Here is a 10,664-nt window from a genome sequence, read left to right on the forward strand (position 1 = left end):
AGTTTTTTGTACGCACCGTTCAATATTTAACTGTTTAATAACAAAATGAGAAAAATCATAAGCATAAAAAAGGCATTCCGTAGAATGCCTTTTGCATGATAAGGTTTTCGGCTTAATCTGCCATAAAACCTAAGTTCACCATATTAATGCGTTTGCTTTCAGGCTCACCTTCTTCAGTTGAACAACTTTCGCTATTTTTAAAGTCAAATTCGCGTTGTTCATCCAAGGCTTCAAAGTCGAATAACTCACGGTCAGCCAGTTGTGAAGGTGATACATTTTGCAACGCACCAAAAATACTGTGTAAACGTTTTGGAAATTCTTTATCCCAAGTACGCAGCATGTCATTTAACATCGCACGTTGTAAGTTTTCCTGAGAACCACACAAGTTACATGGGATAATTGGGAACTTACGCATTTCTGCATACTTGATAATGTCTTTTTCTTCCACATAAGCCAGTGGACGAATCAAAATGTTCTTTTTATCAGAAGACAATAATTTCGGTGGCATGGCTTTTAAGCTACCGCCATGGAACAAGTTCAAGAAGAACGTCGCCAAAATATCATCACGATGATGACCTAAAGCCACTTTCGTCGCCCCAATTTCTTGAGCAAAGCCGTATAACGAACCACGACGTAAACGTGAGCATACTGCACAATACGTTTTACCTTCTGGGGTTAAACGTTTAGTAATGCTGTAGGTATCTTTTTCTAAGATGTAATACGGAATTTTGTTTTCTTCTAAATAACGTGGCAATACTTCTTCAGGGAAACCCGGTTGTTTTTGGTCAAGGTTGACCGCAACCACATCAAAATTAATCGGTGCAATACGCTTAAACTGCAACAAAATGTCGAGCAAGGTATAACTGTCTTTACCGCCTGAAATACAGACCATCACCTTGTCGCCCTCTTCGATCATTTTAAAATCACGAATGGCATGACCGACCTGACGGCGTAGCTTTTTCAATAAACGATAATACGCAGAGCTAGTTGGTAGTTCTGGTTTGAAATTAAATCCTTGTTCGGACTCAACTGGCGAGAACATAGACGAGTTAAACCTAAAAAAAAATACCGCGCAATTTTATCCGATTCGCAGACTTCTCGCATCAAAAGAATGTAATTTCCGAAAAAACTAAAAATACTGTCATGATCACGTCATCCTCAGCGCATTATTTTATACGGTCGAGTTCATTTTTTAGGCGAAACGCTTATCTTTTGGACTTTTCCACAGTTGTCCACAAAAGCTGTGGATAACTTTGTGGATTTTAAATGACTTGACAAGGTGAGCTGCCCTTATTTTAAGGCTTCTATTTAAATTGATCATTTTTTGATCAATTTATTATTACTTATTTATCAATACTTTATATGTGTCAAGTTATGCTCATTAAAAAAAAATAAATATTTTTTTTGATTATTGAATCATCAAAATGACTTGATTTTTACAAAGTAAAGAAGAAATCAGCCCTCGAAGCCTTTTCATCTGATTTTTTTTTGATAAACTCTATTTTAACTGTTTGGGGACAGAATTTTTTTCTTCACAATAAAATGAAAAACAATACTTGGACTTTGGGGCTGTTATTAAGTGGAAGTGTGGCTATCAGTTTAGCTGCACCGAGCATTTTTGCCGGCCAAACGATCTATCAATTACGTGAAAGTAACGGCACAACGCTACTAACCAATAAACAAGGCCGCTATAGCAATCTGAAAGTCGAGAAAAAAACCTACTATCCGGACAGTAATATCCATAGTTATAGTAACTGGGGCTCAAATGAAGCGTCTGTGTTGCCAAGCTATAGCCGTAATAAAAATGCCTTTGACAATATTATTAAACAAGCCGCGGCCCAACATGGTGTTTCCGAAGGTCTGATCAAAGCGGTGATGCATACCGAATCTGGTTTTAACACCAATGCACGCTCACCAGTCGGTGCGCAAGGTTTAATGCAACTCATGCCTGCCACAGCACGTCGCTTCAATGTATCGAATGCCTACGATCCACATCAGAACATTATGGCTGGTGCGCGCTATTTATCTTGGCTACTGAAACGTTTTAATGGCAACACCTCACTTGCCTTAGCTGGTTATAACGCAGGTGAAGGCAATGTCGCAAAATATGGTGGCATCCCACCTTTTCGTGAAACTCAAGACTATGTCCGCCGTGTCACTAGCCGCTACAGCAACCTATATGCTGGTAGTTTAAGTGTCTCGGGTTCGAGCAGTTCAAATAGCACTTCTACTAATAGTGGTCGGATTATTGCCAGTTCGGACAATTACCATGCCGCTGCCCCTGCTGTTGCCAAGTCACCGGCACGTCAAATTATTCAAACGGACAATGGTAGTTTTACCGATGCACCTTCAGGTTCATTTGCGACAGCAAATGCTTCTGCCTCAGCGCGCATTTATCTCAATGAATGAAATCACTGATTTTGTAAAATTGCATCTGTTTTACTAATTTTTCCTTGAAATTTTAAGACTTTCACCTCATATTGAGTTTAATGATTTTTATTTGTAAATCAGATCATTTTTCTATAATAAGAGGATTTACCCAATGATGCGGATTGGTTTGTTCTTGCTGACCAACCTCGCGGTACTGGTTGTAGCTGGCATAATCTTGTCACTCTTCGGTGTCGGTAGTTACCACGGTGCAGGCGGCTTAAACTTAGGCAACTTGCTCGTTATCTGTTTTGTGTTCGGTATGGTGGGTTCGATGATCTCACTATTCATGTCAAAATGGATGGCGAAAAAAACCACGGGTACAGAGCTGATTGACCCTAATGCACCACGTAGCCAAGCTGAAGCATGGTTACTCAACGAAGTTGCGCAACTGGCACAACGTTCTGGTATCAAAATGCCAGAAGTGGGTATTTTCCCATCGTACCAGTCAAATGCCTTTGCAACAGGCTGGAACAAAAATGATGCTTTAGTGGCGGTTTCTACCGGTCTACTGGAGCGTATGAACAAAGATGAACTCCGTGCCGTACTCGCTCACGAAATTGGTCACGTAGCCAATGGTGACATGGTGACCCTTGCTTTGGTGCAAGGTGTAGTCAACGCCTTTGTCATGTTCTTTGCACGTGTAGCAGGTGACTTTATCGACCGTAATGTCTTCGGTCGTGAAGATGGTGAAGCACCGGGTATCGCATACTTCGTCATTACGATTGTATTAGATATTGTCTTTGGTATCGCAGCGTCTGCTATTGTGATGTGGTTCTCTCGCTACCGTGAATACCGTGCCGATGAAGCTGGTGCGCGTCTAGCAGGTAAACAAGCGATGATTTCTGCCCTATTACGTTTACAAGCAGAATCTGAAATGCCAGATCAAATGCCAAAAGAAATGAAAGCCTTTGCTATTTCTGCGGGTCAAGAACAAGGTTTCAGCTTAGCTGCATTGTTCCAAACACACCCAACGATTGAACAACGTGTTGCGGCTTTACAACAATTAGATTGCCCATAATTCAGCATCTGATGTAAGTCGTAAAAAAGCCTCCCTATGGAGGCTTTTTTATTGGGTCTAATTTTTCTCAGAGCGTTTACCGTTTTATCAATCACTTTTCAGTTGAATAGCCTTTCATTGATCGCGCTCAAGCAACAGTGCATTTCTCTCTACAATACCCCATTGGCCTTTAACCATTGCCAAAGCAATGAACCGCCCATATAAATTGCAAAGATAAACACCAATAAGAAAATCATCCCGAGTATATCTGGGATATGGATCCATAACCATGCAATCACAGGGTTGCGCCAAAAAGCCGATTGCTGTTGTTTCTCTTCTAATTTTTCATGTAAAAACGGATGTACCACATGTTGGTCTGTACTGATTTGATATTCTTCACGTATATGCGTGTGTACGACATCTAAAGCTTTACGGCTCGGACGAATAAACACATCGAAGATCGTCCCCGCGACAGGAATAAACCCCACGACAGCATCCATAACCGCGAGTTTCATCACACCATTTAATTTGGCTTGTGGTACGCCAATCTGTTTGGCCTTATAGACGGCATAGCAGGTCAAGACGAATCCTGCAATATCACCAGCGACGGGAATGGTACTCAACGCTGCATCTGCACCTACCCCTTGTCGGGTAAATGGAATCCGAACCACAGAGTCCATCATATTGGCAAACTTGGCGAGATCGCGTTCAAGGCGAATGACTTCTTGCTTTGACATTTTTTGTTTTAATGGTTCAGTCATGTTTTATCCAATAAAAACCGTGTAAATCACTGAGATTAAAACATATTAGAAGTCTTCTATCTGTAGCAAAATGCTAATCTCTATAAATTGAGCAATTGTGAAGCAATCATCAAATACACCACCACGCCGGTCGCATCACAAATCGAAGTCACCAAAGGTGCAGAAGCACTTGCAGGATCGAGCTTTAACTTGTTGAGTACAAAGGGCAAACTCATGCCAATTAAACAACCGAGCAATACGATACCCATCATACTTAAAGCCAAGACCAAGGCGACGGTTGCATCACCACGATAGTAGCCTAGAATCGATACAGCAATGGCCATGGTTCCACCGAGGCAAAGCGCGACGAGCGTCTCCCGTCCCAACAAATAAAACCAATCTCGAATTTTTACATCCCCAGTGGCAAGCGCTCGCACCATTAAGGTCGCAGACTGAGAACCCGCATTGCCTCCACTTCCGACCAGTAAGGGTAAGAAAAAAACCAAGACGATATGTGCTGCAATGATGTCTTCATAATAGGAAATACCTAAACCGGACAATAAACTGCCAAAGACCAATATCACCAACCAGAACACCCGCTTTTGGTACAATTTTAAAATCGGTGCTTTCTTAATGCTCATACCAGGTTCAGTACTCACCGCACTGGCTTTTAAAAAGTCTTCAGTGGTTTCAGCCTGTACCACATCCATCGCATCATCATAGGTGACAATCCCCATCAAACGCTGAGCATGATCCACAATCGGCAAGGCCATAAAATCATATTCAGCCAATTTTCGAGCAATACTTTCTTGGTCTTCATCTATCCAGCCGGTCACCACATCTTTGGTCATCACCTGTTGAATTCGTGCATCACGGTCAGCCTGCAAAATTTGCCGCAGTGAAATCACCCCTTCTAATTGAGACTGATCATTGGTGACATAAATTAAATATAGGGTTTCACGGTCATGCGGTTCATGGCGCAAGGCCTCTATGGCTTGTTGCATGGTAAAGTCAGCAGGCATACTGACATAGTCTGAACTCATGATTGCACCTGCAGACTCTTCTGCATATGCAGATAATGCCTTTAGATGCTCTTGGGTATCTTGATCAAGTTGTTGGTAAATTCGATCTTGTTCTGCATCAGTTAAACTTTTATATAAATCCGTTGCATCATCAGAATGCATATCATCAAATAATTCAATTTGTAGACGCAGTGGATAACGCGAGATTAACTGTCGCTGTGACTCAAACGGGAAAAACTCAAATACCAAGCCTTGATGCGCTAAACCAGAAAGTAACTCAATTTGATCTTCAATTGGAAATTGCTGAATTAAACGGGCCTGATCAGCGTAATTCAGAGGCTGTAAAGCGAAAACTGCTGCTGCATAATTTTGTTGTTGCAGCAAAGCGGAAATTTCACGCTGTCTTTGTATTAAATCCGCCATCCAACTCACTCTTATTTTAATCTTTCTATGTAGTGCACATTTTGAAGGATAAAAAGAAGAGTTTCAAATCTCTTCAATATGTTCTCGGTGAACGTTGTTTGCGAAAATTCTCTGTGAACATTCCCTGTCGAAAGCTTGGTGACATAAATTTGGCGACATAAAAAAAGCCACCGCAATATACTCAAGCTTTCACGGTGGCTTTTACTAGAGCGATACGCTGTGCGAGGATTATTTCAAAGTTTCAGACACCGGTTTGATTTTAAAAATAGAACGTACTATCACATACATAAACGGAATAAAAATCAGCACCAAGACTGTACCGAATATCACCCCACCGAGTACGCTCACTCCAATCTCTTGACGACTGGCTGCACCTGCACCAAAAGCTAGAACTAAAGGAACCACCCCTGCACCAAAAGCCAAAGAGGTCATCAAAATAGGACGTAAACGTAGTGCTGCGCCTTCCATTGCAGCATCGATCACATGTTTGCCTTTTTCTTGTGCCATCGCTGCAAACTCTACAATCAAGATCGCATTTTTACAGGACAGACCAATCGTCGTCAGCAAGGCAATTTGGAAATAGATGTCATTTGGAAAACCGGTCATGTAGCTAAACAGGATATTACCGCCTATCCCGAGTGGAATCGCACTCATGACTGAGGTTGGAATGCTCCAACTTTCATATAGGGCGGCAAGACAGAGGAAAATAAATCCAATTGAGACCAAATATAGCCAAATCGCTTGATGACTTGATTTTTGCTCTTCAAAGGATAACCCACTCCATGCCACGTCCACACCCGGCACTTGGTCAACTAAAGCTTTAACATCCTGCATGGCTTGTCCACTTGAGACATTTTTGGCTGTATCCGCTTCCATTTGTAATGCGGTATAGCCCATGAAACGATTAACAACTTCTGGACCACCACTCCAACCAATGGTTGAAAAATTACTAAATGGAATCATTTCATTTTGGTCATTACGTACATGCCAATAAGCTAAATCTTCTGGTTTAGAACGGAATTCGGCATCTGCCTGCATCATGACGCGTTTAATGCGCCCACGGTCGATAAAATCGTTGATATAGCTACCGCCCCATGCACTACTCATGGTGCTATTAATCGCATTTTGAGTTAACCCCAAGGCCATTGCTTGTTTTTGATCAATATCCACTTTTAGTTCAGCTTTGTCTGGGTTAGAGCGTTTGTCTAAATTTTCGAAACTGCTGAATTGTGAAGATTTTTCTTGCAAGCTTTTAAATTGCGCATCCAGATAAGCTCGACCTTCGCCATTCATATCTCGCAGCCAAAATTCCAGACCATCGGTTTGCCCAAGACCTCTGACAGAGGAAGGCATGCTGACATTGATTTGTGCATTGTTAAATTTTTTAAAATGTTTCATAGCACGTTCACGAATCGCTTGCGCTGAATTGTGTTGTCCTGAACGTTCATCCCAATGCTTCAGTGCAATAAAGCCTTGCCCTAAGTTTTGACCCGTACCAGAAAAATTTCGTCCATAACGAATCATCACCAAATCAACATTTTGCTTTTCTTCAGTTAAAAAGTACTGCCGAATTTGTTCACCGACCTCACGACTTTTCGACATCGGTGCACCTTCTTGTAATTTAAGTTGCACACTCAAAATGCCTTGGTCTTCACTAGGAATAAAACTGGTCGGCAAAGCACGATAAAACAAAGCAAATACCGTAATGAGCCCCGCAAACAAAACCACCGTCCATAAGCGATAACGAACCGTGGCTTGTGCAAGTGCTAGATATTTGGTTTTTAAAGTCTCTAATTTGGTGTTAAACCAAATCGCCCAGCGCTGTGGTTTCGGATTGGGTTTTAAAATTAAGACACATAATGCAGGGGTTAAAATCAGCGCAACCATCAGTGACAAGCCCATTGCAGCCACGAGTGTGATGGAAAATTGTCTATAGATCACGCCCGTTGAGCCACCAAAGAACGCCATGGGAATAAATACAGCGGTCAATACCAAAGTAATCCCGATTAATGCCCCGCTAATTTCATGCATCGACTCGATGGCCGCTTGTTTTGCTGTTAACTGTTGTTCATGCATTAAACGTTCGACGTTTTCCACCACAACAATCGCATCATCGACCAACAGACCGATGGCCAGTACCAATGCAAACAATGTGAGCGTATTAATGGTCATGCCCAAAGCATATAAAATCGCTAAAGTCCCAAGAATCACCACAGGCACCGTAATCGCAGGTATCAGCGTTGCTCGCCAATTTTGTAAGAAGATAAACATCACCAAAACCACCAGTAAAACGGCTTCGAATAACGTTTTCACCACTTCTTTAATCGATTCTTGTACAAATGGCGTGTTATCCCGTGGATAAACGATTTTATAACCGGCAGGTAATTGCTTCGCTAACTGTTCAATTTCTTGCTTAATTAAGGCTGAGGTTTCAAGTGCATTTGCCCCAGAAGCCAATGAGATCCCCATCCCTGAAGATGGATACCCGTTAATGGTATTAACCCCTGAATAATTTTCCGCACCCAATTCAACACGTGCAACGTCTTTTAAATAGACAAAACTGCCGTTTCGTGCAGATTTGACAATAATATTTTCAAATTCTTCAACTGACTTTAAACGTGAACCTGAAGTGACTTTTGCATTGAGATATTGATCCGATACACTCGGCAATTCACCTACGGCTCCGGCTGCAACCTGCGTATTTTGTGATTCAACAGCCGCACGGATATCACTGGGCATAAGGCTATATTGCTTTAACTTCAGTGGGTTGAGCCAAATGCGCATGGCAAATTGCGAACCAAAAACATCGACTTCACCGATACCCTCAATTCGAGCAATGTCCTGCTCTAGATGAGTCATCATATAGTCACCAAGTTCGATATTCGAACTCTTGCCAGTCTCATCATAGAGGCCAATAACCATATGGGTATCACCCAAAGATTTATAGACATTTACCCCTTGGCGCTGCACATCTTCAGGCAGCCGATTGATTACCCCATTTATGGCATTTTGTACTTGTACTTGAGCGGTATCTGGGTCAGTGCCATTTTCAAAACTGATGCTGATCCGGCTTCGACCTGAAGAGTCGCTGCTTGAACTAAAATATAAAAGGTGATCAATTCCTTTAATTTGTTGTTCAAGAACTTGTGTGACACTTTCCTCAACTGTTTCTGCTGACGCACCGCTATAACTTGCGCTGACCGTAATTCGTGGTGGCGCAATATCTGGATAGCGCTCTACCGGTAAATTGAGCACAGCAAATAGCCCGAGCGCCATGACGATGATCGCCAAGACACCTGCAAAAATCGGTCGATAAATAAAAAACTTAGACAGCATCAGTCCATGTCACTTTTCAATTAATGAAATAAAATATGTTGATTGATTTTTTTCAAAAAATCTTATTGATAATCAATCACAATGTGCTTGATTACAAGCCTAGACTACATAAAAACCTTGCTTGAAGCGAAATATGTAGAAAATATGGAGAGCCTCCACTTCAGCTATTTTAGTAAATTTATGTGACAAAACCGCCTCTGTCATGAAGTCTTAGCCACTGCCCTGCAATGTATGCCTGCAACTTCATTCATTTAAATAAAAAGATGCCGAGGCAGCCATGCAAAAACAATTAACAAAACAGTTAAATCTAGCCATAACAAGCAAAGTGAAATCCTCATGGGGCGTGTCTTCACTGCTCCTTTTTAGCGTTTTTGGTTTATCTGCATGTAATTCGGATGACGATAAAACCCATGTCACCAAGCCCCCTATTTTGCCTGATACAGGTTTTGTCATTGTTGGGCATCGTGGTGCCAGTGCTTTGCGACCCGAGCATACCCTTGCCGCATATCAAAAAGCGATTGACGATGGTGCGGATTTTATCGAACCCGATTTAGTGCCAACCAAGGATGGCTATCTGGTTGCGCGCCATGAAAGTGAAATTTCAGGGACAACCAATATTAGTACGCTGTCACAATTTGAGGATCGAAAAACCACCAAAAAAATCGATGGTATCGACTATACAGGATGGTTTACGGAAGACTTTAGTTTGAATGAACTGACTCAAAATGTAAAAGCACGTGAGCGTATTGCTCAATATCGCCCTAATAACACTCAATATAATGATCAATACAGCATCCCAACGCTCGAACAAATCATTGAACTTGCCGACGCTCATTATAAAAAAACTGGGAAAATTGTTGGTTTATATATTGAAACCAAGCATCCAACATTTTTCCAACAGCAAAATCTAGCCATGGAAGATCGCTTACTCACAACGCTTGCCAAATACAGTTATACACGTGATATCGCGCCTGTATATTTACAGTCTTTTGAAACCACCAATCTTAAATACTTACGTAATCAACTCACGCAAATGAAAACCCTCAAACATGGCAAAATTATTCAATTATTAGATAGCCCAACTGCCATACCGGGTGACTTACAGCAACAAAGCTCACCTCAAAATTATGCAAGTTTAGCCACTGCAGAAGGCCTAAAATCAGTGGCAAAATATGCAGATGGTGTAGGCCCAAGTAAAACGTATATCTTTTCAAACACTGAATTTAAACAAACCAGTTTTGTCAAAGATGCCCATGCTGCTGGTTTGAAAGTCCATCCCTATACACTCAGACCTGAAAATGGTTTTTTACCTGACTATTTAAAATGTAGCTCTGTGGCGACAGAACGTTGTGATACCGGTGCGGCTAAAGAATTTGAAAACTTCTATAAAGCTGGTGTAGATGGTGTATTTGCCGATGATCCAGGACTGGCACGTAAAACCTTAACGCAACTGCAAAAGCCCTAATTTTCCTAAAATGAAAAAAGACGCCGAGGCGTCTTTTTTATTGTTCAATGGAAATTTTAAAGTGGGTTTGCCAAATATTCTGCGGCTGACTGCGTTGCCACTGGCTGAGGTGCTGGAGCTGTCGGAGCTGTCGGAGCTGTCGGAGCTGTCGGAGCTGTCGGAGCTGTCGGAGCTGTCGGAGCTGTCGGAGCTGTCGGAGCTGTCGGAGCTGTCGGAGCTGTCGGAGCTGTCGGAGCTGTCGGAGCTGTCGG

Annotated in this window: 8 protein-coding genes; 3 read left to right on the forward strand and 5 right to left on the reverse strand. The window is 41.9% G+C overall.

Annotated elements, in window-relative coordinates; all coding sequences use genetic code 11:
* Positions 1-112: 112 nt before the first annotated feature.
* Entirely contained in the window at positions 113-1,042 is a 930-nt protein-coding gene (gene ttcA / locus FTT72_RS01115) for a tRNA 2-thiocytidine(32) synthetase TtcA (RefSeq protein ID WP_168378304.1), read from the reverse strand.
* A 500-nt stretch (positions 1,043-1,542) separates the two neighbouring features.
* On the opposite strand from ttcA, the gene FTT72_RS01120 reads away from it, so the two are divergent.
* The gene (locus FTT72_RS01120) at positions 1,543-2,409 is read left to right on the forward strand and encodes a lytic transglycosylase domain-containing protein (RefSeq protein WP_168378305.1); all 867 of its coding nucleotides are present in this window, start codon (positions 1,543-1,545) and stop codon (positions 2,407-2,409) included.
* A 133-nt stretch (positions 2,410-2,542) separates the two neighbouring features.
* Positions 2,543-3,448 carry a protease HtpX gene (gene htpX / locus FTT72_RS01125; protein WP_078190437.1) on the forward strand — a complete coding sequence of 302 codons (906 nt, stop codon included), beginning with the start codon at positions 2,543-2,545 and terminating at the stop codon, positions 3,446-3,448.
* Between the two features lie 149 nt (positions 3,449-3,597).
* Here the strand turns inward: htpX and FTT72_RS01130 are convergent, their stop codons facing one another.
* The 3 genes from FTT72_RS01130 to FTT72_RS01140 form a co-directional block, all read right to left on the reverse strand.
* Positions 3,598-4,188, reverse strand: a complete 591-nt coding sequence (locus tag FTT72_RS01130; RefSeq protein ID WP_180026673.1) for a DUF4112 domain-containing protein — start codon at positions 4,186-4,188, stop codon at positions 3,598-3,600.
* A gap of 80 nt (positions 4,189-4,268) precedes the next feature.
* Complete coding sequence (mgtE, locus tag FTT72_RS01135) at positions 4,269-5,612, reverse strand: magnesium transporter (protein WP_180177724.1); 1,344 nt, start codon at positions 5,610-5,612, stop codon at positions 4,269-4,271.
* A 228-nt stretch (positions 5,613-5,840) separates the two neighbouring features.
* Complete coding sequence (locus tag FTT72_RS01140) at positions 5,841-8,948, reverse strand: multidrug efflux RND transporter permease subunit (protein ID WP_180177725.1); 3,108 nt, start codon at positions 8,946-8,948, stop codon at positions 5,841-5,843.
* A gap of 277 nt (positions 8,949-9,225) precedes the next feature.
* Between FTT72_RS01140 and FTT72_RS01145 the strand changes: the two genes are divergently transcribed.
* The gene (locus tag FTT72_RS01145) at positions 9,226-10,413 is read left to right on the forward strand and encodes a glycerophosphodiester phosphodiesterase (protein WP_180177726.1); all 1,188 of its coding nucleotides are present in this window, start codon (positions 9,226-9,228) and stop codon (positions 10,411-10,413) included.
* A 56-nt stretch (positions 10,414-10,469) separates the two neighbouring features.
* Here the strand turns inward: FTT72_RS01145 and FTT72_RS16145 are convergent.
* Positions 10,470-10,664 (reverse strand): hypothetical protein (locus FTT72_RS16145; protein WP_218951547.1); only part of this gene is annotated, 195 nt, incomplete at its 5' end.

The sequence above is a fragment of the Acinetobacter sp. YH01005 genome, assembly GCF_013420465.1.
Taxonomy (GTDB): Bacteria; Pseudomonadota; Gammaproteobacteria; order Pseudomonadales; family Moraxellaceae; genus Acinetobacter; species Acinetobacter amyesii.

Coding starts and splice junctions, on each gene's coding strand:
- ttcA (WP_168378304.1), bottom strand. CDS start 1,042: ATGTTCTCGCCAGTTGAGTCCGAACAAGGATTTAATTTCAAACCAGAA.
- FTT72_RS01120 (WP_168378305.1), top strand. CDS start 1,543: ATGAAAAACAATACTTGGACTTTGGGGCTGTTATTAAGTGGAAGTGTG.
- htpX (WP_078190437.1), top strand. CDS start 2,543: ATGATGCGGATTGGTTTGTTCTTGCTGACCAACCTCGCGGTACTGGTT.
- FTT72_RS01130 (WP_180026673.1), bottom strand. CDS start 4,188: ATGACTGAACCATTAAAACAAAAAATGTCAAAGCAAGAAGTCATTCGC.
- mgtE (WP_180177724.1), bottom strand. CDS start 5,612: ATGGCGGATTTAATACAAAGACAGCGTGAAATTTCCGCTTTGCTGCAA.
- FTT72_RS01140 (WP_180177725.1), bottom strand. CDS start 8,948: ATGCTGTCTAAGTTTTTTATTTATCGACCGATTTTTGCAGGTGTCTTG.
- FTT72_RS01145 (WP_180177726.1), top strand. CDS start 9,226: ATGCAAAAACAATTAACAAAACAGTTAAATCTAGCCATAACAAGCAAA.